Genomic DNA, 23,911 nt, shown 5'->3' with positions numbered 1-23,911 from the left:
GCAGCCGCAGCCTCAGGGGTAGCGGCGGGTGGTGGTGGTGCCGGTGCGGGTGTCGGTACCCGTGTTGCCCTGCACGCGGGTGTCGTCGCGGTCGCGCGCGTCGGACTGGCGGACCTGGGCCTGGTCGTCCCGGGCCTGGTCCTGGCGGACCTGCTGCTTGGCGTGGTGGCGGCCCACCAGGCAGCCGACGCCGGCGCCCAGCACGCCGTGGTGGCCCGCCACGTGGCCGGCGACGCCGCCCACGGTGGCCCCCTTGAGGCAGCCCTTGGCGCTGGCGGGCACGGGCAGGACGAGGAAGGAACTGGCCGCGAGCGCGGCGGTGACGATGGCGAGCTTTTTCATGGCGCGTCCTTTCGGTAAGTGATGCCCGCCAGTCTGCGGACGGGCCACACGCGCGCGCGTCGGCCGGGGGTGGAGGCGCCTGTCGGCCCGGGGGCCGCAGGCGCGTGCGCCCCCGCGCCTTGCCTCAGCCCGCCGTCTCCTCGGTACGGAATTTCGCCACGACCTCGACCAGCCCGGCCGACTGAGCATGCAGGCTGTGCGCCGCGGCGGTGCCCTGCTCCACCAGCGCGGCGTTCTGCTGGGTCGCCTCGTCGAGCTGGGACACGGCCTGGTTGACCGACGCCAGGCCGCTGCTCTGCTCGGCGGCGGCGGCGCTGATGCGGGCGATCATGGCGGCGACCCGGTCGGCCGCGTCCACGATGTCCTTCATGGCGGCGCCGGCTTCCTGCACCTGGCCGGTGCCGGCCTGCACGCGCTCCACCGTCTCGCCGATCAGCGCCCGGATCTCGCGCGCGGCCTCGCCGCTGCGCTGCGCCAGCGCACGCACCTCGCTGGCGACCACCGCGAAGCCGCGGCCCTGGTCGCCGGCCCGCGCCGCCTCCACGGCCGCGTTGAGCGCCAGGATGTTGGTCTGGAAGGCGATGCTGTCGATCACGCCGGTGATGTCGGAGATGCGGCGCGAGCTCTCGCCCATGCCGGCCATGGTCGCGACCACGGACTGCACCACCTCGCCGCCGCGCCGGGCGATGCCGGCCGACTGCGTCGCCAGCTCGCTGGCCTGGCCGGCCGAGGCGGCGCTCTCGTTCACCGTGCCCGCCAGCTGCTGCATGCTGGCCGCCGTCTGCTGCAGGTTGCCCGCGGTGTGCTCGGTGCGGGTGGACAGGTCCTGGTGGCCGGCCGCGATCTCGGTCGAGGCGACGCGGATGCTGTCCGAGGCGCCGCGCAGCTGGGCGATCATGGCGCCGAAGCGCTGGCGCATGGTCTCCAGGCGCTCGACCAGGGCGCCGACCTCGTCGGCCCGTGCATAGCTGAAAGGATGGCGCAGGTCGCCCTCGGCCAGGCGGTCCACCGCCGCGCCCAGCTCGGCCAGCGGGCGGCTCACCTGGCGCCGCACCAGCAGGCCCAGGGCCAGGCCCATCAGCACCGCGCAGGCGGCCAGCAGGCCCCACAGGATGCGCATGCCCGCGCGGTGCGCGGCCATGGCCTCGGCCTCGGGCACCTCGGCCACCACCCACCAGCCGGTGGACTTGGAGCTGCGCTTGACGGCCCACGGGGCCTCGCCCTTGCCCGAGCCGGCGAAGAGCGGCGTCGCATCCAGCGCCACCACCTCGTCGGCGGCGCGCAGGCGGGTGAGGAAGGCGTCCGCGCCCGGCTCGACCTCCAGCACCTTCTTGCCGGCGGCGCTAGGGTGCGAGACGAACACCGCGTCGGCGTTCGACTGGCGGGGATCGATGACGTAGGTGCCGCCGGTGTCGAAGAAGCGGCTGTTCTTCACCACCCCTTCCAGCGAGCGCTGGAAGTCCGAGATGTCGAAGCCGATGAAGAGGATGCCCACCACGTTGCCGGCCGCATCGCGCACGGGGTCGTACACGGTCATGAAGGGCGTGCCGAACAGCACGGCCCGGCCCACGTAGCGCTTGCCGGCCATCATCTGGGGGTAGGCCGGGCTGTTGCGCGCTAGCAGCGTGCCCACGGCGCGCTCGCCGTTCTGCTGCTTGACGTTGGTGGCGATGCGCACGAAGTCCTCGCCGCGGCGCATGAAGATCGTGGCCACCCCGCCGGTGCTGCGGTTGAAGGCATCGACCTCGTCGAAGCGCCCGTTCAGGGGCTTGCCCTCGTGCCGCAGCACGCCGGCGCCCGCATCCAGGGCAAAGCTGCCGGGCAGCGCCTGGCGGAAGCCGTTGTAGGCCCGCTCGGCCATCACGCGCGAGGTGGCGTCGAAGGCGTCCACCGACTCGGCCACCGACTTGACCTTGTCGTCCAGCCAGCGGGTGACCAGCTCGCGCGACTGCCGCGCCGCGGTGGTGGTGGCGATGAAGCTGGTCAGCGCGAGGGCAGCGACCAGCAGGGCGACCGACGTGAGCACGAGCCGTCGGGCAAGGGATGAAGTCCTGGCTTGCATGGGAGGGTCCGTCCGTGGAGTTGACCTCCACAGCTTCGGCCGCCCGGGCGGATTCTTGACCCAGCGCAAGTCCGGGGCTCAAGTTCGTGGCCGGGCGGCCGAAACACCCGGTACGCGCCCCTGCCGCCGGCCCGGCCCAGGCCGGCGCGTCGGCCTCAGACCGCGCAGTAGCGCGACTGGATGTCCTCGTCGGCCAGCAGGGCCTGGGCGCCCGCCTGGTGCACGATGCGGCCCTGGTCCAGGATGTAGGCGCGGTCGGAGATGGACAGCGCGCGCTCCACGTTCTGCTCCACCAGCAGGATGGTGGTGCCCTGGCCCTTCATGCGCGCGAAGAGCTCGAACATCTCGTCCACCAGCACCGGCATGATGCCCTCGGACGGTTCATCCAGCAGGATCATCTTGGGCCGGGCCATCATGGCCCGGGCGATGGCCAGCATCTGCTGCTCGCCACCCGACATGGAGGTGGCCTCCTGGGCCAGCCGCTCCTTGAGCCGCGGGAAGGTTTCCGCGATCTCGTCGATGCGCGCGTCCATCTCGCCGCGCGAGGGGCTGGCGATGATGCCCAGCTGCAGGTTCTCGCGCACCGTGAGGCCGGCCACGATGCGCCGGTCTTCGGGCACGTAGGCCAGGCCCGCATGGAAGCGGGCGTGCGCCGGCTGGCCCTGCAGCGGACGGCCCTCGAACAGCACCTCGCCCGAGGCCTTGGCGAGCAGGCCCATGAGCGTGCGCAACGTGGTGGTCTTCCCCGCGCCGTTGCGGCCCATCAGCGTGACGATCTCGCCGGCCCGCACCTCGAAGGCGATGTCCTGCACCACATGGCTGCGGTCGTACCAGGCGTTGAGGCCGCGCGCCTCCAGCAGGGGCTTGAAGGCGCTCATCATGCGGACTGCCCCAGGTAGACGCGGCGCACCTCGGTGTTGGCGCGTATGTCCTCGGGCGTGCCCTCGGCGAGCAGCTCGCCGTGGTGCAGCACCACCAGGCGGCTGCAGATGCCCATCACCAGCTTCATCTTGTGCTCCACCAGGATGACCGTGCGCTCGGCGGCCAGGCGCTGGATCAGGTCCATCATCACCGTGGTTTCCTCCGGCGACATGCCCGCCGTGGGTTCGTCCATCAGCAGCAGCTGCGGCTGCGCGGCCAGCGCCATGGCCACCTCCAGCGCGCGCTGCTGGCCGTGCGCGAGGTCGCCCGCCGGCCGCCGGCCGTGGCCGCCCAGGCCCACCCGCTGCAGCAGCGCGGCGGCCGCCTCGTCGGCCTCGCGCAGCGCGCTGCGCGGGCTGAGGAAGTCGAACCGGCGCTCGCGCATCTGCGCCGCCACGCGCACGTTCTCGTGCGCGGACAGCTGCTTGAACACGTTGGTGATCTGGAAGCTCTTGGCGATGCCCATGCGGGCGTAGGCGTGCGGCGCCAGGCCGGTCACGTCCTGGCCGCGGAACAGCACCTGGCCGGCGCTGGGCGCCAGCGAGCCCGACAGGATGTTGAAGAAGGTGCTCTTGCCGGCGCCGTTGGGGCCGATGATGGCGCACAGCTCGCCCGCGCGGAAGGACACCGAGACGTCGTTCAGCGCCTGGAAGCGGCCGAAGCGCATGCCCACCTGGCGGGCTTCGAGGATCAGGTCGCTCATCGGGCCTCCTCGGGCAGGGGCCCCGGCAGCGCGTCGTCGGCGCCAGTCAGGGATTGGGCCGGCGGGATGTGGATGCGCCGCTCCCAGGCGTGCAGCAGGGAGCCCCAGATGCCGCGCGGGAAGAAGAGCACGAACAGCATGAAGACCGTGCCCACCACCGCCATCCAGTGGCGCGTCATCGTGGTCACCGTGTCCTCCAGGTAGAGGAACACCGCCGCACCCACGAAGGGGCCGAAGAAGGTGCCCATGCCGCCCAGCAGGCACATCATCACCGCCTGGCCGGACTGCAGGTAGTGCAGCGAGTCGATGGGCACCACCGAGAGGTGGATCGCGCGCAGGCCGCCGGCCAGGCCGCAGATCGCGGCCGAGAGCACGAACACCAGCAGCTTGGAGCGCTGCACGTCGTAGCCGCAGGCCGCGGCGCGCTTCTCGTTCTCGCGGATGGCCTCCAGCACGGCGCCGAAGGGCGAGGCCAGGATGCGCGAGACGAACCACAGCGCCAGCGCCACGAAGATGTAGATCACGTAGTACTTGGTGGTCGGGTTGGTGAAATCGATGTGCAGCCCGGCGATGTCCATGGGCGCCACCTGCACGCCGCGCAGCCCGTTCTCGCCGCCGGTCCACTTCTCGGCCTTGTAGAAGGCGTAGTAGGCGATCTGCCCCAGCGCCAGCGTGACCATGGCGAAGTAGATGCCGCGGGTGCGGATCGCCAGGAAGCCGATCACCAGGCCGGCCAGCGTGGCCGCCAGCACGCCCACCCCCAGGGCCACGGGCCAGGGCAGGTGCGCATGCACGATGGCCATGCCGGTGAGGTAGCTGCCGGTGCCCAGGAAGGCAGCATGGCCGAAGGACAGCAGGCCGGTGTAGCCGAACAGCAGGTTGAAGCCGACGGCGAAGAGGCCGAAGACCAGGATGTTCACCGCCAGCGCGTCATAGGGCATGAGCAGCGGAAACACCAGCAGGAACAGCAGCACCACCGCGACGCGGTGCCTGCGCAGGAAATCGTAGGGCTTGTGCATGTCGTCGTGTCCCCGCTCAGCCCATCAGCCCGGCCTTGCCGAACAGGCCCTGCGGCCGCACCAGCAGCACCAGCGCCATCAGCACGAAGATGGAGAGTTCGGCGAGGTCGGGCACCAGCAGGGAGCTCATGCTGAAGACCACGCCCACCAGCAGGCCGGCCACCACCGCGCCCGGCAGCGAGCCCATGCCGCCCACGACGGTGACGACGAAGGACTCGGCCAGCACGCTGATGCCCATCTCGGGATTCACCGCCCGCGTGGGCGCGGCCAGTACGCCCGACAGCCCGGCGATCGCGGTGCCGATGCCGAACACCAGCAGCCACACCCGGCCCACGTCGATGCCCAGCACGCGCACGATCTCCGGGTCGCGCGAGCCGGCGCGGATGATGAGGCCGTAGCGCGTCTTCTCGATGAACAGCCACAGCGCCAGCACCACCACCGCGGTGGCGCCGATCAGCACCAGCCGGTACAGGGGAAAGTGGCCGAAGCCCAGGTTCACCGCGCCGCGCAGCGCGGCCGGCGTGGACGAGGGCACGCCCTCGATGCCGAACAGGGTGCGCACCGCCTCGATCATCACGTAGGAGAGGCCGAAGGTGAGCAGCAGCGGGTAGTCGATGCCGCGGCCGTAGAGCGGCCGCACCAGGAAGCGCTCGCACAGCAAGCCCACCCCGCCCACCACCAGGGGAGTGATCAGCAGGCTGAGCAGGAAGCTGCCGGTCACCGTCTGGAAGTAGACGCCCAGGAAGGCGCCGACCATGAAGAAGGCACCGTGGGCGAAATTCACCACCGTCAGCATGCCGAAGATCAGCGACAGGCCGACGGCCAGCAGCGCATAGACCGCGCCCAGCGCGATGCCGGAGACCAGCTGCAGCGCCAGCAGTTGCGGAGTGAATTCGCCCACGTGCCCTCCCCCGTCAGGCCTTGAAGCCCAGCTCGGTGCAGCTGCGCAGGTTGGCCTCGTTGGGCTGTTCGATGGACAGCACGCTGAAGACGTCGTTCTTGTCCTTCATGCCCTTGGACTTGGACTCGACGATGATCACCGACTGCACCGACTGGTGGTCGCACTTGCGGTAGGACTGGTCGCCCTTGTACCAGTTGTACTTCAGGCGGCCCAGCACCTCAGCCACCTTGGACGACTCGGTGGTCTTGGCTTCCACCATGGCCGCCAGCACGCTGCGCACGCCGGCGTAGCCGAGTGCGCCGTAGTCGGAGGGCACGGCGCCGCCGTAGGCCTTGCGGAACTTGTCGTTGAAGACCTTGGCCGCGGGCACGGTGTCCTCCATGCCCCAGTAGTAGGAGGTGCCGCCCACCACGCCGTCGAAGGCGTCGGCGCCACCGGCCAGGCGCGAGGTGAAGAGCAGCACCGGCGCCACGATGCGCGTGGTGGACTTCAGGCCGAAGTCGGTGGCCTGCTTGACCGAGTTCACCAGGTCGCGGCCGAAGTTGCACAGCACCAGCACGTCGGGCTTGAGGGCCTGGATGCGCGGCAGGAAGGCGGAATAGTCGGCGGCGCCCAGCGGGTGGCGGATGTCCGCCAGGGTGGTGGCGCCCAGTTCCTTGCCGGCACGCTCGAAGCCGCGCACCATCTCGTGGCCGTAGGCGTAGTCGGCCGTGAGGTAGACGATGCGCTTGCCGAACTTCGGGAAGGCATAGCGCGCCACGGCGCCGGCCGTCATGTGCGGGTTCAGCGCCTCGTGGAAGGTGTAGGGGCTCCAGTCCTTGGCCTCGTTGATCGCGTCGGACTGGCTGATGGAGTTGAAGATCACCTTGCGTTCCCGGGTGACCGCGTTGATCGACAGCTGCGTGGCCGCCGACAGCGAGCCGACGATGAAGTCGACCTTGTCCTTCTCGATCAGCTCCAGCGTGCGGGTGGCGGCCTCGCCGGGATTGAGCTTGTCGTCGCGCACCAGCAGCTCGACCTTGCGGCCCTGGAAGCCGCCCGCGTCGTTGAACTCCTTCACCGCCAGCTCGGCGGCGCGCACCTGGTCCTGCGCCTCGGCCGAGAAGGCCCCGGTCAGCGGCGTGGGAAAGCCGATGCGGATCGGACCGCCCTGGGCGCGCACGATGTTGATCGCGAAAGGCGAGGCCGCGAGGGCAGCGCCTGCGGCGCCCGCCTGCAGGAGGCGGCGGCGCGAGAAGTCGGTCAGCGAGCGGGAATCGTTCATGGTTGTCTCCAGTGGCTGGGGGTCAGGCGGGGATGGTGGCCGGTCTGGCGCCGGCTTGGGGGGAAGGCAGGTCCAGGTCGATGGCGGTCTCGGCCATCACGGTGCGGGCATCGCGGGCCAGGGGCGACGCGCCCTGCCCGCAGGACTGCATGTAGGCGCCCAGGCGGCGCGCGCGCTCCGCGACCTCGCGGCCCGGGCCCAGCCGCGCGGCCTCGTAGGCGGCCAGCGCGCCTGGGCTGGCGCCGTGCGCGGCGATCGCCTCGGCCAGGGCCACGGCGTCCTGCATGGCCTTGGTGACGCCCATACCCACGTGCGGGCGGGCCACGAAGGCGGCGTCGCCCAGCAAGGCGACGCGCCCCTGCGCGAGCTGGTCGGACACCACGTCGAAGATGGGCTGCAGGAAGGGCTGGGCGCACTTCTCGATGATCTCGGCGAAGGCGGGCGCCAGCAGGCGGCGCGCGGCCTCGCGCATGTGCGCGACCTCGCGCCAGTTCACGCGGTGCGGCGGGATGCCCAGCGGATAGTGCACGCCATCCGCGTCGGTCAGCAGCTCGGCCAGGCGCAGCGGCGCGGGGGCGCCGCGGTACCAGACGAAATTCCAGGCCCGGTGGCCGGGCTCAGTGCGGTTGCCCGCGCCCGCCACGGGGTAGCCGATGAGTTGCTCCGCCGGGGGCAGGCAGAAGCCGAAGCGCTCGAACACCAGCGCGCGCGTGCCCTCGGACAGCACGGCCTCGTCGGTCAGGCCGCGCCAGGCCACGTAGCCCGCGTACTGCGGCTGCACGTCCGGCCACAGCTGCTGGCGCACGGCCGAGCGTATGCCGTCGGCCGCGATGAGCAGGTCGGCCTCCAGCGTGCCGGCGCTGGTGGCGGCGCGCACGCCCTGGGCGTCCTGCGCGACGGATTCCAGCGTGACACCCTGGCGGTAGGCGACGCCCGCGGGCAGCAGCCCGCGCAGCAGGTGGTACAGCCGGCTCCAGGAGGTGAGCACCTGCGGCAGGGCCATCTCGCCCAGCACCCCGGCCTGCACGTCCAGCGTGATGCGGCCGGGGATGGCCACGCCCAGGGCCTCGCCCTCGGGCAGGCCGCAGCGGCGCAGCGCATCCACCAGCGCCGTGTGCGTGACGATGCCGGCACCCCGGCCGTCCATGCTGCCGGCGGCCTTCTCGATCACCTGCACCTCGTGGCCGGCCCGCGCGAGCAGGTTGGCGGCCGTGAGGCCGCCCAGCGATCCGCCCGCTACTAGGATGCGTGCCATCTTCAGACGCCCAGCGCGGCGGCCTCGGCCGCGGGGTAGTTGAGCTCGATGACGACGCCGTTCGGGTCGTCCAGGAAGATCTGGTGCAGGCCGATGCTGGGCACCGTGCGCTGCCGGATCTCGATCTGCAACGCCTGCAGGTGCTCCACCATGCCCGCCAGGCCGGTGGCGAAGAAGGCCACGTGGTCCACCGCGCCCGTGCCCTTGAGCGAGGACGGGTCGCGGTCGCCCAGGTACTTCTTCAGGCCCTCGGGATCGTCCGGGTCCATGCCGATGATGTGCACGGCGGCGTTGGCGTAGTCGCCATGGTCGCCGCGGTACATCCACAGGCCGGGAAATGGAAAGGGCGGGCGCGGGCCCACGGTCAGGCCCAGCACCACTTCATAGAAGCGGCGCGTCGCGTCCAGGTCCAGGGTGCGGACGGAGAAGTGGTTCAGGGAGAGGCTCATGCTTTCTTCCTTGCGGGCTTGGGCACCGCCGCGCCGGCCGGCTCCAGCGCGAGGCTGGCGTCCAGGTAGCTGCGCACGCGGTCGGCAATCAGGGTTTCGTCGTCGAGGCGGTCCATGTCGGGGTGGATGGCGCGGCCATACACGAAGGCCCGCATGCCGCCGTAGAAGATGCCGCCGTGCAGGCCCATCAGCAGCTCGTGCTCGCGCGCCGTGGGGCGGGCCCGGCTGGCGCTGCCGCGGTGGCGCCGCGTCTCGCGCACCAGGCGCGGGAACAGGCGGTCGCCCAGCATGTCGAAGAAGCGGCCGGTGATGCTGCGGTCCGTGAGGCCGGAGAAGATGAGGATGCGCACGAACTCGCGCGTGAGCACGGTGCGGGCGTAGTCCACGTAGAAGCGCACCAGCTTGTCCTGCACCAGGATGCTCCGGTCGTCCAGCAGGGTCTCCCACTCGGGCTTCCAGCGGCCCTCGAAGACCTCCAGGTAGACGCGGTCCACCAGCGCCTGCTTGGTCGGGAAGTAGTGGTAGACCAGGGTGTGCGTGACGCCGATGGCGGACGCCAGCTCGCGCATCTGGGCGTCGAAGCCGTGCTCGGAGAAGAAGGCGATCGCGCCCTCGACGATGTGCTTTTCGCGCTCGGCCGTGCTCATCCGGCGGCGCACGGGGGCGGCGCGGCCGGACGGTTCGGCGGCTTCAGGGTTAGTCCCGGGTCGGCCGCTATTTACCAAGCTGTCAACCATGCGTAGCATTGTTTAACGCTTGGTCAATACGGCCATCGGGTCCAACCCTAGGCCGCACTGCAGCAAAAGAACACACGCATGGAACTCACTGGCGAAGTCCTCATGGCAGCCCCGCGCGAGCGCGTGTGGCAGGCGCTCAACGACGCGGCGGTGCTGCGCGAATGCATCCCCGGCTGCGAGGAGGTGCAGGACGATTCGCCCACCGAGCGCCGCGTGCGGGTGATGGTCAAGGTCGGCCCGGTGCGGGCCCGCTTCAACGGCAAGGTCACGCTCTCCGAGGTGGAGGCGCCGCAGCGCTGCGTGATGGCCTTCGAGGGCTCGGGCGGCGCTGCCGGCATGGCCTCGGGCCAGTCGCGGGTGGAGCTGGTGGACGCCGAGGGCGGCACCACGCTGTCGTACACCGTCAAGGCCTCCGTCGGCGGCAAGCTGGGCCAGATCGGCGGCCGCATGATCGACGCCTCAGCCAAGCAGCTGGCCGACCAGTTCTTTGACAAGCTGCGCGCGCACCTGGCGCCGGAGGCGGTCCCTGCGGCCGCTGGCGTAATCGAAACTGTCCCCCCGACCGCCGAAGCAGGCATCGCGGCGGCGGACGCGGCCACCGCCGCGCCGCTGGCAGCCGGCACGGCTGCGATCCAGGGCCACCCTGGAACCGGCTCTGCCGGGCCCGTGGTGGCGCCCCCCCGGGGGGGAGGCGCCGAAGGCGCATCGGGGGGGAGCGAATTCTCCCGGGTGCTCTGGTTTGTCCTCGGTGTCGCATCCACGGGCTTCGGCGTGTGGCTGGGCGCCCGGCTCTTCCACTGAATTTGAAGGAGGCCCCATGAAGGCTCCCCCGTTCGACTACGTCAAGGCGAGCAGCCTCGCCGAAGCGCTGGATCTGCTGGCCCGCCACGGCGACGACGCCCGCATCCTCGCCGGCGGCCAGACGCTGCTGGCCACGCTCAACATGCGGCTGTCCGAGCCCACGCTGCTGATCGACATCACCGGCCTGGCCGACCTGCGCGGCATCCAGCGGCGCGGCGACCGCCTGTTCATCGGTGCGCTGGCCACGCACACCGACATCGAGTCCTCGGCCCTGGTGGCCGAGCATGCGCCCATGCTGGCCGCGGCCGCGCCGCACATCGCGCACCGCGCGATCCGCAACGCCGGCACCTGGGGCGGCTCCATCGCCTACGCCGACCCGGCGGCCGAATGGCCCTGCTGCCTGTGCGCGCTGGAAGGCGTGGTCAGCGTGCAGGGCCCGGGCGGCGAGCGTCGCATCCCGGCCACCGAGTTCTTCCAGGACCTCTACACCACCGACCTGCAGCCCGGCGAGATCGTCACCGGCGCCGACGTGCCGCTGGCCACCACAGCCGACTGGTTCGCCTTCGACGAGCTGGCCCGCCGCCATGGCGACTACGCCGTCGCCGGCCTGGCGGTGGCCGCGCGCTTCGATGGCACCGTCGCGCGCGAGGTGCGCCTGTCCTTCCTGGGCCTGGGCGCGACGCCGGTGCGGGCGCGCCAGACCGAGGCCCTGCTGGCCGGCAAGGCCCTGGACGACGCCACCCTCGAGATCGCCGCGGCCTCGCTGAAGTCCGAGCTGGACCCCATGCCCGACCTCACGCACTCCGCCGAGACCAAGCGCCACCTCGCCACCGTGCTGGCGCGCCGCCTGCTGCGGGCCGCCCGGGCCAGCCGCGCCGCCATCACCGCCTGAAGGACGACGACATGGCCGAACTCCACACCCTCTCCCTCACCGTCAACGGCCAGCCGCAGCAGTGCGCGGTGCAGCCTCGCCGCCACCTGGTCGACTTCATCCGCAACGACCTGGGCCTCAAGGGCTCGCACCTGGGCTGCGAACACGGCGTCTGCGGCGCCTGCACCGTCGAGGTGGACGGCCGCATCGTGCGCGGCTGCCTGACCCTGGCCGTGCAGGCCCAGGGCTGCAGCGTGCGCACCATCGAGGGCCTCTCCGAAGATGGCGACGTGCGCGACCTGCAGGAGGCCTTCGTGCGCCACAACGCCCTGCAGTGCGGCTTCTGCACGCCGGGCATGGTGATGGCGGCCAAGGAGCTGCTGGCGGCCAAGCCCGATGCGACCCGCACCGAGGTGCGCGAGTGGATGAGCGGCAACTACTGCCGCTGCACCGGCTACCACGCGATCGTGGACGCGATCTGCGAAACCCTGGACCTGCGGGCCGGCCGCAAGAGCCTTCCGGCGCAGGAGGCCGCATGAGCACCGCCCTGCACCCCCGCGCCGGCGTCGAGGTCGAGGAGCGCCCGCGCACCGAGCAGGAGAAGCTGCTGCCGCCCGTCACCGAGGACCCGCGCTACATCGGCAGCAACGCCGAGCGCCCCAGCGCGCGCCGCCTGGTCGAAGGACGCGGCCAGTTCCTGGACGACATCGAGCTGCCGCGCATGGCGCACGTGGTGTTCTGGCGCAGCCCGGTGGCGCACATGCGCATCCTGCGCATCGACGTGGAGGCCGCGCGCCGGATGCCCGGCGTGATCCGCATCGCCGACGGGCAGGACATCGCCGCCGTCTGCAAGCCCTGGGTCGCCACGCTGGCGCACCTGGCGGGCATGAAGTCGGCCCCGCAGTACCCGCTGGCCATGGAAAGGGCCTGCTGGCAGGGCGAGCCGGTGCTGGCCGTGGTGGCCGAGACGCGCGAGCAGGCCGAGGACGCGCTGCAGCTGGTGCAGGTGGACTTCGAGCGCCTGCCGCCGGTGGTCGACATGGAGGCCGCGCTCGCGCCCACCACGCCGCTGATCCACCCCGAGCTGGGCGACAACCTCTGCTTCACCCGCCACCTGGACACCGGCGGCGTGGACGAGGCCTTCGCCCGGGCCGACGCCGTGGCCGAGGCCACCTTCGAATTCGGCCGCCACACCGGCGTGACCCTGGAGCCGCGCGCCGTGCTGGCCGACTGGAACCCGGGCGACCAGCGCCTCACCGTGTACCACTCGTTCCAGGCCCCGCACATGATGCAGGACCTGTACGCCCGCCAGTTCGACCTGCCCGAGTCGGCCGTGCGCGTGATCTGCCGCGACGTGGGCGGCTCCTTCGGCATCAAGGTGCACGCCTACCCGGACGACTTCGCCACCGTGGCGCTGTCCATGCTGTGCCGCCGGCCGGTGAAGTTCATGGCCGACCGGCTGGAGTCCTTCACCAGCGACATCCACGCCCGCCACCACCGCGTGAAGGGCCGCATCGCCTGCAACCGGGACGGCGAGATCCTGGCCTTCGAGATCGACGACCTGACCGGCATCGGCCCCTACTCCATGTTCCCGCGCACCAGCGCGATCGAGGGCAACCAGGTGGTGAACCTGGTGGGCGGGCCCTACAAGCACAAGCAGTACCGCGCCCACCTGGACGTGGTGTTCCAGAACAAGACGCCGACCTGCCAGTACCGCGGCGTGGGCCACCCCATCGCCTGCGCGGTGACCGAGGGCCTGGTGGACCTGGCGGCGCGCAAGATCGGCATGGACCCGCTGGAATTCCGCCAGCGCAACGTGATCCCCGACGACGCCTACCCGGCCACCGGGGCCAGCGGCATCAAGCTCGAGAGCCTGTCGCACGACCAGTGCCTGGCGAAGATCCGCACGCTGATGGACTACCCCGCCCTGCTGGCCGAGCAGAAGGCGCTGCGGGCCCAGGGCATCCACCGCGGCATCGGCTTCGCGACGCTGATCGAGCTGACCAACCCGAGCGCGGCCTTCTACGGCGTGGGCGGCGCGCGCATCGCCTCGCAGGACGGCGCCACGATGCGGCTGGACCCCTCCGGCGCGATCGTGGTGATGAGCGGCGTGGGCGAGCAGGGCCAGGGCAACGAGGGCATCTTCCGCCAGATCGCGGCCGACGCGGTGGGCGTGGACCTGGACAAGGTGCGCGTGGTGACCGGCGACACCGACGTCACGCCCTACGGCGGCGGCACCTGGGCCTCGCGCGGCGCCGGCATCGGCGGCGAGGCCGTGCTGCTCGCGGGCCAGGCGCTGCGGGCCAACGTCCTGCAGCTGGCCGCGGTGATCCTCAAGCGCGAGGTGGCGGAGCTCGCGGTGCACCGCGGCGAGGTGGTCGAGCGCGGCACGGGCAAGACCCTGCTTCCCTTCGCCGAGCTGGGCCGCATCGCCTACTACCGCTCCGACACCCTGCCCGCGGACTTCACGCCCGAGCTGATGGTGACGCGGCACTACGCGCAGCGCGACTACCCCTTCATCTTCACCAACGGCATCCAGGCCGCCTATGTCGAGGTGGACACCGAGACCGGCTTCGTGAAGCTGCTCAAGCACTGGGCGGTGGAGGACTGCGGCCGTGTCATCAACCCCGGCCTGGTGGACGAGCAGATCCGCGGCGCCATCGTGCAGGGCATCGGCGGCGCGCTGCTGGAGGAGTGCCTCTACGACGACGAGGGCCTGATGCGCAACGCCAGCCTGGCCGACTACCTGGTGCCCATGAGCGGCGAGATGCCCGACATCGTCGTCGCCCACGTGGAAACGCCCACGCGCAGCAGCCAGCTCGGCGCCAAGGGCGCCGGCGAGGCCGGCACCGCGGGCGCGCCCGCGGCGGTGATGAACGCGATCAACGACGCGCTGGCGCCCCTGCAGGCGCAGGTCTGGTCGCAGCCCGCCACGCCGGAGAAGATCCTGCGCGCCCTGGGCCACGTGGGCTGAGCGCGTCGCGCTGCGCCCGCGCGGCGCAGCCCCGACGCCCTCCGGCCCGCACCGCCGCGCTGGCGCGGCACCTTCCAGCCCAGCCACGCCTTGCGCGGCCGCGGGCGCCACAGCCGCAGCAGGCTGGAGTACATTGGCCCAACACCCCATGGAACGAGCCGTCGCCCTGGTCCCCCTGCGCAACCCCTGGGTGCGCTGGGCCTGCGCCTTGCTCATCCCGGCCACGGCCGCGCTGCTCAACGTGCCGCTGCAGCACATGCTGGACGGCCGCGCCCCGCTGCTGCCCTTCCTGCCGGCCGTGCTGCTGGTCGCCTTCCTGTCGGGCTGGCGTCCGGCCGTGCTGTCGACCGTGGTCAGCGGCGTGTGCATCGCCTGGGCCTGGATGGAGCCCATCGGCAGCTTCGAGATCCGGCGCGAAGCCGACCGCATCCTCATGGGGGCCTTCTTCGCCGCCTGCGCGCTGGGCGCCGCCGTCACCAGCCATGCGCGCACCCTGCTGCTGCGCCAGGACGCCACCGAGAAGCGCCTGAACCTGGCGCTCGCGGCCGGCAACATGGCGCTGTGGCAATCCGACTGGACCGCGGGGCAGCACTGGTGGTCGCCGCAGATGTATGCGCTGCACGGGCTGCCGCCCCAGGGCCCGCCGCCGGCCGACTACTTCAGCCTGGTGCACGAGGACGACCGGGCCACCCTGTTCGCGGCCGTGGACGCCGCGGCCCGCCAGCAGCAGGACCACCGCGTCGAGTACCGGGTGCGCTGGCCGGACGGCAGCGCCCACTGGCTGGAAGGGCGCGGCAGCACCACGCGCGAGCCGGTCACCGGCCGCCTGCTCATGATGGGCGTGTGCACCGGCATCGACGCCCGCAAGCGCGAGGAGGCCGACCGCGAGTTCCTGCTGCACGCCAGCCGCGAGCTGGCGGCCGTGGGCGACCGCCAGCAGGCGCTGGCCCGCATCGCGCGGCTGGCCGTGCCCCACTTCGCCGACTGGTGCACCGTGGACCTGCTGGCCGGCGAACGGCTGGAGCGCCTCGCCGTGGCCCACACGGACCCCGCCAAGGAGCAGCTGGCGCGCGAGATCCACGCCAAGTACCCGCCCCGCCCCGGCACCGGCGGCGAGTGGAAGGTCGCCATGACCGGCGAGCCGGGGCTGGTGCCCGAGATCACGGACGCGATGCTGCGCGAGGGCATCGCCGATCCCGCGGAGCTGGCGGCCATCCGCGCGCTGGGCCTGCACTCCTGGATGGCGGTGCCCATCCCGGGCCCGGGCCGCGCGCTGGGCGTGATCGCCTTCGTCAGCGCCGAATCGCGCCGCACCTATGGCGAGCGCGAGCTGGCCCAGGCGATGGACCTGGCGGCACGGGCCGCCGTCGCCCTGGAAAACGCCTCGCTGGTGCAGGCGCTGCGCGACGCCGACGCGGCCAAGGACGTGTTCCTGGCCACGCTCGCGCACGAGCTGCGCAACCCGCTCGCCCCGCTGGCCAACGGCCTGGCCATCCTGCGCCGGGCGCCGGACCCGGCCGCCGCCCTGGCCAAGGTGCTGCCCATCCTGGAGCGGCAGGGCCACCACCTGGCCCGGCTGGTGGACGACCTGCTGGACATGGCGCGCATCAACTCCGGCAAGATCGAGCTGCGGCGCGTCCCGCTGGACCTGCGCGAGGTGCTGCAGGCCGCGGCCGACAGCTGCCGCCCGCAGGCCGTGGAGGCCGGCCACGTGCTGGAGCTGCAGCTGCCCGAGGCGCCCATGCAGGTGCTGGGCGATGCGGTGCGGCTGACCCAGGTCTTCGCCAACCTGCTGAACAACGCGGTGAAGTACACGCCCACGGGCGGCCGCATCCGCCTCACGGCCCAGGCCGGCGCGGACGGCCACCGCGTCAGCGTGGCGGACAACGGCATCGGCATGCAGCCGGCCTTCCTGGCGCATGCCTTCGAGCTCTTCAGCCAGGCGGGCGGTGCCGCGCGCCAGGGGCTGGGCGTGGGCCTCTACCTGGTGCGCGCCATCCTCGAGATGCACGGCGGGCGCATCAGCGCGCACAGCGAGGGCCCCGGCAAGGGCAGCCGCTTCGAGGCCTGGCTGCCGGTGCTGGCGGCCGCGCCGCGGCCGGAGGCGCCGCAGGCCCCTGAACCGGCCGCGGCCGCCGCCGGCAAGTCGGTGCTGGTGGTGGACGACAACGTGGACGCCGCCGAATCCCTGGCCTCGCTGCTGGAGATGATGGGCCACCGGCCGCGCGTCGCGCACGACGGCCAGGCCGCGCTGGAAGCCTGCCGCGCCGCCCCGCCCGACGTGGTGCTGCTGGACATCGGCCTGCCCGACATCAGCGGCCACGAGGTCGCCAGGCGCATCCACCAGATGGCCGAGGGCCGGCCGCGCCCGCGCCTGGTCGCGCTCACGGGCTGGGGCCAGCCGGAGGACAGGCGCCAGTCGCAGCAGGCCGGCTTCGACGCCCACTGGACCAAGCCGGTGGACCCCGGGATCCTGTCCACGCTGTAAGCGCCCGGCGGCCGCGGCACCCCTGTGGAAACCACCCGGGGCGCTATTCGATTTTTGTGTTTAGAATGTATTCCGTCATAATGTTGTTTCAATCGACGGGAGCCCCGGCATGCGAATCGCGATCCTGGAAGACGACCCCAACCAGAGCCTGCTCTTCCAGCGGCTGCTGGGCATGGGCGGCTATGAATTCGAGAGCTTCGACAGCATCCAGGCGCTGATGCTGGGGCTGCAGCTGGGCGACTACGGCCTGCTGCTGCTGGACTGGCGGCTGCCCGACGGCACCGGGGAGGACGTGATCCGCATGCTGCGCGGCAGCCTGCGCTCGGAGATGCCCGTCATCGTGGTGACGGCCAACGACGACGAGCGCGACGTGGTGCGCGCGCTCAACGCCGGCGCCGACGACTACGTGGTCAAGCCGCCGCGCGCCATGGCGCTGCTCGCGCGCGTGCAGGCGGTGCTGCGCCGCGTGCGCGGCGAGCAGGGCGTGTCCTCGGGCCGGATCGGCCGCTTTGCCATCGACGTGGAAGGGCGCGACATCACCTGCGAGGGCCGCCCGGTGCGCCTGACGCAGAAGGAGTTCGACCTCGCCTTCCACCTCTTCGCGGCGCTGGGGCGCACGGTCTCGCGCAAGCAGCTGCTGGAGCAGGTGTGGAACAACGAGCCCGGCTCCAGCACCCGCACCCTGGACACGCACATCAGCCGGCTGCGCCGCAAGCTGGGCCTGGAGAGCGAGGCGGAACTGCGCCTGGTGTCGGTGTACGGCTTCGGCTACCGACTGGAAAAAGCCGAATCCGGCGCCCGGCTCGACCGCCGCATGGCCGGCGTGCGCAGCGACGAGGACCTGCTGGCCGCCTGAGCCCGGCGGGCCGCGGGCCTCAGCGGCCCTGCAGCCCGGCGGCGGCGCGCTGCAGCGCCGCGCCCACGTCGGCGACGTGGATGGGCTTGGCGATGTAGTCGTCCATGCCGGCGGCGATGCAGGCGTCGCGGTCGCCCTGCATCGCGTTCGCCGTCATGGCGATGATCCAGGGGCGCGGGCCGCGCTGGCGCTCGCGCATGCGGCGCGTGCTCTCCAGGCCGTCCATCACCGGCATCTGCACGTCCATCAGCACCACGTCGTAGGGGTGGCCCTGCTCCTGCGCGGCCGCCACCGCGTCCAGCGCGAGCTGGCCGTCGCCCACGATCTCGACCTCGTAGCCGAAGCTGGCCAGCATGTGCTCGGCCACCATCTGGTTGATCTCGTTGTCCTCGGCCAGCAGCAGCCGCAGGGGCAGCGGCGCCTGGGGCGGGCCGTCCGCGGCGGTCGCCACCGCCGGGGCCGCGGGGGACGATGACGGCGGCGACGCCTCCTGGGGGGGCGCCGGCAGCAGGCTGGCCAGGGCCTGCAGCACCGCGCGGCGCCGGAAGGGCGTGCGCACCACCGGCACCTGCTGCTGGGCCGGCTGCGCGGGCAGGCGGATGTCCGAGCGCAGCAGCAGCACCGGCACGCCGCCCGGGCGGCCCGCGGCCTGCAGCAGGCCGGCGGCGCCGGGCAGCCGCTCGTCCAGCAGCACCGCGGCCACGGCCCCGGTGCCGGTCGCCTGGGCGGCCTCGTCGGCGCTGGTGACCGCCAGGGCCTCCACGCCCGAGCGCGCGAGCTGGCGCGCCAGCACGCCGGCGACGGCCCGGTTGCCGTGCATCACCAGCACCCGCAGGCCGGCGGGCAGGCGCGGCAGCTCGGCCGGCGCCGCCAGCGGCGCGGCCGGCTCGAAGGGCAGCTCGAAATGGAACTCGGAGCCGTGGCCCTCCACCGAGCGGGCCCAGATGCGGCCGCCCATCACCTGCACCAGCCGGCGACAGATCGCCAGCCCCAGGCCGGTGCCGCCGTACTTGCGCGTGGTCGAGGCATCGACCTGGCTGAACACCTGGAAGAGCCGGTCCATGCGCGAGGCCGGGATGCCGATGCCGGTGTCGCGCACGCAGCCGTGCAGCACGGTCGCGCCCTGCTCCGGGGTGACGCAGGCCAGCCGCACCACCACCTCGCCCTGGGGCGTGAACTTGACCGCGTTGCTCACCAGGTTCACCAGCACCTGGCGCAGGCGCGCGGCGTCGCCCAGCACGAAGTCGGGCACCGAGGCGTCGATGTCGCACAAAAGCTCCAGGCCCTTGGCGGAGGCGGCGCCCGCGTTCATGCCCAGCGCGCTTTCCACGCACTCCTCCAGGTCGACCGGTTCGCGCTCGAGTTCGAGCCGCCCGCTCTCGATCTTGGAGAAGTCCAGGATGTCGTTGATCACCGAGAGCAGCGACTTGCCGCTGGCGGAGATGCCCTCGGCGAACTCGCGCTGCGTGGGGCCCAGCGGCGTGCCCAGCAGCAGCTCGGACAGGCCGATGACCGCGTTCATAGGCGTGCGGATCTCGTGGCTCATGTTGGCCAGGAACTCGGTCTTGGCCCGCTCGCCCGCCTCGGCCACCTCCTTGGCATGCACCAGCGCCGCCTCGGCCTGCTTGCGCAGGGTGATGTCGCGGGCGATGCCCAGCACGCCGATGACATGGCCTTCGGCGTCGCGCACGCCCACCTTCACGATCTCGACGTCGCGGATGCGGCCCTCGGGGTCCGTCACGCGCTCCTCGAAGCTGATGGGCTGGCGGCTGCGCATGGCGATGCGGTCGGTGCGGGCGTGCCGCTCGCCCTCCTCCTGGCCGAAGAGCTGCTGCGCGGTGCGGCCCACGATCTCGCTTTCGCCCAGGCCGTAGTGGCGCCTGTGCGCCGGGTTGGACAGCTGGTAGACGCCCCGGGTGTCCTTGAGCCAGACGCGGTCGGGCAGGTTGCTCACCAGCGTGCCCAGCTGCGCGCGCTGGGCGGCCAGCGCCTCCTGGGCGCGCACGTAGGCGGTGATGTCGCTGAAGGTGCGCACCACCCCGCCCTGCGGCATGGGGCGGGTGTGCACCTCCAGGATGCGGCCGTCGTGCGTGCGCCGCAGGTAGGTCTCGGGGCCCTCCAGCGGGGCGACCACCGCGCCTTCGGCCACGTAGCCGCGCGCGTCGTCCTCGACCAGCTCGAAGCCGGGGCCGAAGTCGCCGCGCTCGGTCTGGAAGCGCACCACCTCGGCGATGCCCACGCCCAGGTGCAGCAGGTGGTCGGGCAGGTCCAGCAGCTCCTGGTAGCGGCGGTTCCACATCAGCAGGCGGCCGTCGGCGCCTATCGCCGAGATGCCCTGGCTCATGCTGTTGAGCGTGACCTCCAGCGCACCGGACTTGTCGGCCAGCTCGCGCTGCGCCTTCAGGTAGTCGCTCACGTCGGAGAAGGTGCGCACCATGCCGCCGTCGGGCAGGTACTGGGTGAAGACCTCGATCACGCGGCCGTCGGTGGTCTGGCGCAGGTAGTGGCCGGAGCTGTGCAGGGCGGTGACCATGGACTCGCTGCGCTCGCGCTCGAAGGCCTCGCGGGCCTTGCCCTCGATCAGGGAATTGCCCTCGCCGAAATCGCCGCGCGCCTCCTGGAAGCGGATCACCTCGCCGATCATCGGGCGCTGCTGCAGCAGGCTCTCCGGCAGGCCCAGCAGTTCCAGCAGGAAGCGGTTGTACAGCACGACCCGGCCCTGCGGGTCCAGCCGCAGGATGCCCCGGCCCGCGTTGTCCAGGGTGAGCTGCAGCGAGTTCTCGTACTGCTTCAAGGCCGTGATGTCGATGTGCGCGCAGAAGATCGCACCGTCGTGCGTGGGCCGGGTGATGACGCGGCACCAGCGCTCGCCGGGCAGCGGCAGCTCGAAGGGCGCGCCGCTCCAGCGCAGGTCCTCGCCCAGCAGGGCCTGGCCCTGCTCGCGCAGCGCGTGGGGCCCGGCCGCACGCTCCCAGGCCTGGGCGTACAGCGACTCCAGCGTCTGGCCCAGCACCAGGCGCGGGCTGGGCACGCCGTAGAGCGTGGCGAAGCTGTCGTTGGCCCAGACGATCGCCCCGGCGTGGTTGCACACCGCGAGGCCCTCGGGCACCGAGGCCAGCAATTCGTCCGCCGCCCCGGTCAGGCCGCCGGTGGAGGCGCTGCCGGCGGGAAGGCGGTCCAGCGGCCGCCAGCTGCGCACGCGGCCCAGGCCGGGCACGGTGACGGACGAGGCCAGGATGCGCTGGCCGCGGTGCTCGAATTCGAAGGGCGCGATCTGCGCGTGGTGCCGGGCCACGCCGGCCTCCACGTACTCCTCGATGCGCGCTAGCTCGGCCTCGCTGAGCCGCACCTGGTAGAAGCGGCTCAGGTTCTCGCGGTAGGACTCGCCGGGGTGGACCCAGCCCTCGTGCTCGGGGAACAGGCGCAGGAAGCTGCGGTTCCAGACCAGCGCGCGGTCGTCCATGTCGAAGGCGCACAGGCCCACGTCCAGGCCGTCCAGCATCTCGCCCTGGGCCCGCAGGTGCTCGCACCAGGCGTGCAGGGCTGCGCTGTCCCCGGCCGGGGCGCGGCTCACCGTCAGGGTGGCGGGCGCGTCCAAATGAGTGAGGTCCTGCTGCTGATCTGGGGGAATGCTAGCGCCGAACACCCCCATGGCGCGATCGAAAAGCGGGGCATTGCCGCCCCAGATCCCCGGACCGCGGCCGCCACGCTACAGTGCGGGAGCACCCCGGAGACCGCACCATGACCCTGTCCACGTTCGAGGAATTCCGCACCCGCAAGCTCGCCGAAGGCTTCGACGAGGTGCTGGAGCGGCGCTGGGAGGCGCGTACCGTGCTCGAGGAGCACACCCACCCCTTCGATGCCAACGCCGTCGTCGCGGACGGCGAGATGTGGCTGCAGGTGGGCACGGGCCCGGCGCGGCGCTTGTTGCCGGGCGACACCTTCGAACTCGCGCGGGGCACGCCGCACAGCGAGCGCTACGGTGAGGCCGGCGCCACCTACTGGGTCGCGCGCCGCGGCTGAGCCCGCGCTCAGAGCGTCGAGTCGGAGAAGGCCTCGCGGGTGGCGGCCGCCGTGGCCGTCTCGGGCGAGGGGCGGCGCGTCATCGGGCGGGTCACCGCCTCCAGGATGGGCGCCAGCGCGGCGTTGGCCGCGCGCAGGCTGGCGTTGCGCAGGCGCGCCGAGTCCAGCCAGGTGATCGCGGCGGACGGGTCGCTGAACCAGCGCAGGCGCCCGCCCAGCATCTTGGCCACCGACTCGCCCTCGCGCACCACCTCGTCGGCCAGCAGGGCCACGCGCGAGCCCACCATCACGCTGGCGATGTGGTGGCACAGGATCACCGCCTCGGTGTGCGGCATGGCGCGTGCCAGGCCGCGCAGGTCCACCAGCACACGGCGCCGGCCTTCGGGAGAGGTGACGCCGGCCACGGCGTCCACCGAGGCCATGAGCGTGCGCAAGCTGTCGTCCCGGTGGGCCGCGAGGCGGAAACAGGAGGCGGGCAGGTTGATCATGCGCTTCGGGTGTTAACACTCTATTGAAACATAAACCAACGCAATCGTTCGTCATCCGTAGAAAAATCCCGGGCTTTTGCAGGGACCTGGGGCATTCCCGGCTCAGGTTCCCGCCGGATCGGCCGAAACAGGGGGCTTTGCATCCCACGAAGCCCGCCATGAAACTCTCATTCCGGCAAAAACTGATCCTCCCCCTGCTGCTGAGCTGGCTCTGCCTGCTGGCCCTGATGGGCTGGGACGTGCTGCAGCTGCGCCAGCTGCGCCTGGCCGAGCGCAAGGCCCAGCTGGTGGCCGTCTCCGACATGGCCGTGTCCATCGCCAAGGACTTCGACGCGATGGCCCAGGCCGGCAAGCTCTCCGCCGCCGACGCGCGCACGCAGGCGCTGGGTCGCATCCAGCAGCTGCGCTACGGCAGCAGCGGCTACTTCACCGTGCTGGACTCGCACAAGGTGCTGATGCACCCCTTCAAGCCCGAGCTGGTGGGCACCGACCCGGCGGCCTTCAAGGACCCCGACGGCACCCTGGTCTACATGGACGCGCTCAAGGCCACGGCCGCCGGCGGCGGCTTCACCGCCTACCTGTGGCCCAAGCCGGGCGAGAAGGCGCCGGTGGCCAAGCTGGCCTACGACGCCGCGTACAAGCCCTGGGACTGGACCTACATGACCGGCCTGTACATGGACGACCTGGACGCCGCCTTCCACGCCGACCTGTGGCGCGCCGGCGCGGTGCTGGCGGTGGTGGGCCTGTTCCTCACCGCGGTGGTGCTGGGCACGGCGCGCAGCATCGAGCGCGGCCTGGGCGGCGAGCCGGCGCAGGCGGCCGCGGCGGCCTCGCGCATCGCCACCGGCGACCTGAGCGAGCCGGTGCCCCTGCGCGCCGGCGACAGCCACAGCCTGATGGCGGCCATCGAGTCCATGCGCCAGCGCCTGGCCGGGCTGGTGCAGCAGGTGCGCGAGGGCACCGAGGCGATCGCCCTGGCCTCGGGCGAGATCTCCAGCGGCAACCAGGACCTGTCCAGCCGCACCGAGCACCAGGCGAGCTCGCTGCAGCAGACGGCCGCCTCCATGGCGCAGCTGACGACCACGGTGCGGCAGAACGCCGACACCTCGCGCGAGGCCGGCCGCCTGGCCGACTCGGCCTTCGAGGTCGCCGCGCGCGGCGGCCAGGCGGTGACCGAGGTGGTGCAGACCATGGGCGAGATCAACGCGTCCTCGCGCCGCATCGTGGACATCATCGGCGTGATCGACGGCATCGCCTTCCAGACCAACATCCTGGCGCTGAACGCCGCGGTGGAGGCGGCGCGCGCCGGCGACCAGGGCCGCGGGTTCGCGGTGGTGGCTGGCGAGGTGCGCAGCCTGGCCAGCCGCAGCGCCGAGGCGGCCAAGGAGATCCAGTCGCTGATCACCGAATCCTTCCAGCGGGTGGAGGCGGGCACGCAGCGCGTGCACCAGGCCGGCTCGACCATGGACGAGGTGGTGGACAGCGTGCGCCGCATGACCGAGCTGATGGCGCGCATCGGCAGCGCGACGCAGGAGCAGACCACGGGCATCGACCAGGTGCACCAGGCCGTGAACGCCATGGACGAGGCCACCCAGCAGAACGCGGCCCTGGTGGAACAGGCCGCGGCCGCCTCGCAGAGCCTGCGCGACCAGGCCCAGTCGCTGGTGGAGTCGGTCTCGGTGTTCAAGCTCGCGGCCTGAGCCGCAGAGCCCCGGGTGGGCCCGCGCTGCCGTGACGGCGGCGGGCCTGCCCTGCCC

General features: G+C 72.1%; 20 protein-coding genes. 8 read left to right on the top strand and 12 right to left on the bottom strand.

Annotated elements, in window-relative coordinates:
* Nucleotides 1-12: 12 nt before the first annotated feature.
* The 10 genes from IM725_RS20725 to IM725_RS12005 form a co-directional block, all read right to left on the bottom strand.
* Entirely contained in the window at nucleotides 13-342 is a 330-nt protein-coding gene (locus IM725_RS20725) for a hypothetical protein (protein ID WP_321576205.1), read from the bottom strand.
* Nucleotides 343-466: 124 nt separating this feature from the next.
* Nucleotides 467-2,404, bottom strand: coding sequence for a methyl-accepting chemotaxis protein (locus IM725_RS12045; protein WP_193780843.1), 1,938 nt, complete (start codon nucleotides 2,402-2,404; stop codon nucleotides 467-469).
* A 155-nt stretch (nucleotides 2,405-2,559) separates the two neighbouring features.
* Nucleotides 2,560-3,285 carry an ABC transporter ATP-binding protein gene (locus IM725_RS12040; RefSeq protein WP_227753773.1) on the bottom strand — a complete coding sequence of 242 codons (726 nt, stop codon included), beginning with the start codon at nucleotides 3,283-3,285 and terminating at the stop codon, nucleotides 2,560-2,562.
* Nucleotides 3,282-4,028 carry an ABC transporter ATP-binding protein gene (locus IM725_RS12035; protein WP_193780842.1) on the bottom strand — a complete coding sequence of 249 codons (747 nt, stop codon included), beginning with the start codon at nucleotides 4,026-4,028 and terminating at the stop codon, nucleotides 3,282-3,284. Before IM725_RS12035 ends, IM725_RS12040 begins: the two co-directional genes overlap by 4 nt.
* Nucleotides 4,025-5,047, bottom strand: a complete 1,023-nt coding sequence (locus IM725_RS12030) for a branched-chain amino acid ABC transporter permease (RefSeq protein ID WP_193780841.1) — start codon at nucleotides 5,045-5,047, stop codon at nucleotides 4,025-4,027. Before IM725_RS12030 ends, IM725_RS12035 begins: the two co-directional genes overlap by 4 nt.
* Nucleotides 5,048-5,063: 16 nt before the next feature.
* On the bottom strand, nucleotides 5,064-5,948 hold the full coding sequence (locus IM725_RS12025; protein ID WP_287067385.1) for a branched-chain amino acid ABC transporter permease: 885 nt from the start codon (nucleotides 5,946-5,948) through the stop codon (nucleotides 5,064-5,066).
* A gap of 13 nt (nucleotides 5,949-5,961) precedes the next feature.
* Nucleotides 5,962-7,212: an ABC transporter substrate-binding protein gene (locus IM725_RS12020; protein WP_193780840.1), complete on the bottom strand. Its 1,251-nt coding sequence runs from the start codon at nucleotides 7,210-7,212 to the stop codon at nucleotides 5,962-5,964.
* Nucleotides 7,213-7,234: 22 nt separating this feature from the next.
* Nucleotides 7,235-8,467 carry an FAD binding domain-containing protein gene (locus IM725_RS12015; RefSeq protein ID WP_193780839.1) on the bottom strand — a complete coding sequence of 411 codons (1,233 nt, stop codon included), beginning with the start codon at nucleotides 8,465-8,467 and terminating at the stop codon, nucleotides 7,235-7,237.
* Nucleotides 8,468-8,469: 2 nt separating this feature from the next.
* Nucleotides 8,470-8,916, bottom strand: coding sequence for a VOC family protein (locus IM725_RS12010; protein ID WP_193780838.1), 447 nt, complete (start codon nucleotides 8,914-8,916; stop codon nucleotides 8,470-8,472).
* Complete coding sequence (locus tag IM725_RS12005) at nucleotides 8,913-9,563, bottom strand: TetR/AcrR family transcriptional regulator (protein WP_227753772.1); 651 nt, start codon at nucleotides 9,561-9,563, stop codon at nucleotides 8,913-8,915. Before IM725_RS12005 ends, IM725_RS12010 begins: the two co-directional genes overlap by 4 nt.
* Before the next feature lie 168 nt (nucleotides 9,564-9,731).
* On the opposite strand from IM725_RS12005, the gene IM725_RS12000 reads away from it, so the two are divergent.
* The 6 genes from IM725_RS12000 to IM725_RS11975 all read left to right on the top strand — a co-directional run bounded on the left by IM725_RS12000 (nucleotide 9,732) and on the right by IM725_RS11975 (nucleotide 17,643).
* Complete coding sequence (locus tag IM725_RS12000) at nucleotides 9,732-10,454, top strand: CoxG family protein (RefSeq protein ID WP_193780836.1); 723 nt, start codon at nucleotides 9,732-9,734, stop codon at nucleotides 10,452-10,454.
* 16 nt (nucleotides 10,455-10,470) lie between these two features.
* Complete coding sequence (locus IM725_RS11995; protein WP_193780835.1) at nucleotides 10,471-11,346, top strand: FAD binding domain-containing protein; 876 nt, start codon at nucleotides 10,471-10,473, stop codon at nucleotides 11,344-11,346.
* 11 nt (nucleotides 11,347-11,357) lie between these two features.
* A complete protein-coding gene (locus IM725_RS11990; RefSeq protein WP_193780834.1) occupies nucleotides 11,358-11,864 on the top strand; it encodes a (2Fe-2S)-binding protein in 507 nt (168 codons plus the stop codon).
* A complete protein-coding gene (locus IM725_RS11985; RefSeq protein ID WP_193780833.1) occupies nucleotides 11,861-14,299 on the top strand; it encodes a xanthine dehydrogenase family protein molybdopterin-binding subunit in 2,439 nt (812 codons plus the stop codon). The genes IM725_RS11990 and IM725_RS11985 overlap by 4 nt, the downstream gene beginning before the upstream one ends.
* A gap of 148 nt (nucleotides 14,300-14,447) precedes the next feature.
* The gene (locus tag IM725_RS11980; RefSeq protein ID WP_193780832.1) at nucleotides 14,448-16,787 is read left to right on the top strand and encodes an ATP-binding protein; all 2,340 of its coding nucleotides are present in this window, start codon (nucleotides 14,448-14,450) and stop codon (nucleotides 16,785-16,787) included.
* A 109-nt stretch (nucleotides 16,788-16,896) separates the two neighbouring features.
* Entirely contained in the window at nucleotides 16,897-17,643 is a 747-nt protein-coding gene (locus IM725_RS11975; protein WP_193780831.1) for a response regulator transcription factor, read from the top strand.
* Between the two features lie 19 nt (nucleotides 17,644-17,662).
* Here the strand turns inward: IM725_RS11975 and IM725_RS11970 are convergent, their stop codons facing one another.
* Nucleotides 17,663-21,241 carry a PAS-domain containing protein gene (locus IM725_RS11970; RefSeq protein WP_193780830.1) on the bottom strand — a complete coding sequence of 1,193 codons (3,579 nt, stop codon included), beginning with the start codon at nucleotides 21,239-21,241 and terminating at the stop codon, nucleotides 17,663-17,665.
* Between the two features lie 143 nt (nucleotides 21,242-21,384).
* Here IM725_RS11970 and IM725_RS11965 point away from each other — a divergent pair, with 143 nt between their 5' ends.
* The gene (locus IM725_RS11965) at nucleotides 21,385-21,666 is read left to right on the top strand and encodes a cupin domain-containing protein (protein ID WP_193780829.1); all 282 of its coding nucleotides are present in this window, start codon (nucleotides 21,385-21,387) and stop codon (nucleotides 21,664-21,666) included.
* A gap of 8 nt (nucleotides 21,667-21,674) precedes the next feature.
* On the opposite strand, the gene IM725_RS11960 is transcribed toward IM725_RS11965, so the two are convergent.
* Nucleotides 21,675-22,154: a hypothetical protein gene (locus IM725_RS11960; RefSeq protein WP_193780828.1), complete on the bottom strand. Its 480-nt coding sequence runs from the start codon at nucleotides 22,152-22,154 to the stop codon at nucleotides 21,675-21,677.
* 158 nt (nucleotides 22,155-22,312) lie between these two features.
* Here IM725_RS11960 and IM725_RS11955 point away from each other — a divergent pair, with 158 nt between their 5' ends.
* A complete protein-coding gene (locus IM725_RS11955; protein ID WP_193780827.1) occupies nucleotides 22,313-23,854 on the top strand; it encodes a methyl-accepting chemotaxis protein in 1,542 nt (513 codons plus the stop codon).
* The last annotated feature ends 57 nt before the right edge of the window (nucleotides 23,855-23,911 follow it).

The organism is Ramlibacter aquaticus, from assembly GCF_015159745.1.
Lineage (GTDB): Bacteria > Pseudomonadota > Gammaproteobacteria > Burkholderiales > Burkholderiaceae_C > Ramlibacter > Ramlibacter aquaticus.
Note: the sequence above shows the minus strand (reverse complement) of the source record. Positions and strands in the feature narration are given on the sequence as shown.

What these genes read in the sequence shown, in the direction of transcription:
- IM725_RS20725 (WP_321576205.1), bottom strand. Translation starts at nt 342, where the DNA reads ATGAAAAAGCTCGCCATCGTCACCGCCGCGCTCGCGGCCAGTTCCTTC.
- IM725_RS12045 (WP_193780843.1), bottom strand. Translation starts at nt 2,404, where the DNA reads ATGCAAGCCAGGACTTCATCCCTTGCCCGACGGCTCGTGCTCACGTCG.
- IM725_RS12040 (WP_227753773.1), bottom strand. Translation starts at nt 3,285, where the DNA reads ATGATGAGCGCCTTCAAGCCCCTGCTGGAGGCGCGCGGCCTCAACGCC.
- IM725_RS12035 (WP_193780842.1), bottom strand. Translation starts at nt 4,028, where the DNA reads ATGAGCGACCTGATCCTCGAAGCCCGCCAGGTGGGCATGCGCTTCGGC.
- IM725_RS12030 (WP_193780841.1), bottom strand. Translation starts at nt 5,047, where the DNA reads ATGCACAAGCCCTACGATTTCCTGCGCAGGCACCGCGTCGCGGTGGTG.
- IM725_RS12020 (WP_193780840.1), bottom strand. Translation starts at nt 7,212, where the DNA reads ATGAACGATTCCCGCTCGCTGACCGACTTCTCGCGCCGCCGCCTCCTG.
- IM725_RS12015 (WP_193780839.1), bottom strand. Translation starts at nt 8,467, where the DNA reads ATGGCACGCATCCTAGTAGCGGGCGGATCGCTGGGCGGCCTCACGGCC.
- IM725_RS12010 (WP_193780838.1), bottom strand. Translation starts at nt 8,916, where the DNA reads ATGAGCCTCTCCCTGAACCACTTCTCCGTCCGCACCCTGGACCTGGAC.
- IM725_RS12005 (WP_227753772.1), bottom strand. Translation starts at nt 9,563, where the DNA reads ATGAGCACGGCCGAGCGCGAAAAGCACATCGTCGAGGGCGCGATCGCC.
- IM725_RS12000 (WP_193780836.1), top strand. Translation starts at nt 9,732, where the DNA reads ATGGAACTCACTGGCGAAGTCCTCATGGCAGCCCCGCGCGAGCGCGTG.
- IM725_RS11995 (WP_193780835.1), top strand. Translation starts at nt 10,471, where the DNA reads ATGAAGGCTCCCCCGTTCGACTACGTCAAGGCGAGCAGCCTCGCCGAA.
- IM725_RS11990 (WP_193780834.1), top strand. Translation starts at nt 11,358, where the DNA reads ATGGCCGAACTCCACACCCTCTCCCTCACCGTCAACGGCCAGCCGCAG.
- IM725_RS11985 (WP_193780833.1), top strand. Translation starts at nt 11,861, where the DNA reads ATGAGCACCGCCCTGCACCCCCGCGCCGGCGTCGAGGTCGAGGAGCGC.
- IM725_RS11980 (WP_193780832.1), top strand. Translation starts at nt 14,448, where the DNA reads ATGGAACGAGCCGTCGCCCTGGTCCCCCTGCGCAACCCCTGGGTGCGC.
- IM725_RS11975 (WP_193780831.1), top strand. Translation starts at nt 16,897, where the DNA reads ATGCGAATCGCGATCCTGGAAGACGACCCCAACCAGAGCCTGCTCTTC.
- IM725_RS11965 (WP_193780829.1), top strand. Translation starts at nt 21,385, where the DNA reads ATGACCCTGTCCACGTTCGAGGAATTCCGCACCCGCAAGCTCGCCGAA.
- IM725_RS11960 (WP_193780828.1), bottom strand. Translation starts at nt 22,154, where the DNA reads ATGATCAACCTGCCCGCCTCCTGTTTCCGCCTCGCGGCCCACCGGGAC.
- IM725_RS11955 (WP_193780827.1), top strand. Translation starts at nt 22,313, where the DNA reads ATGAAACTCTCATTCCGGCAAAAACTGATCCTCCCCCTGCTGCTGAGC.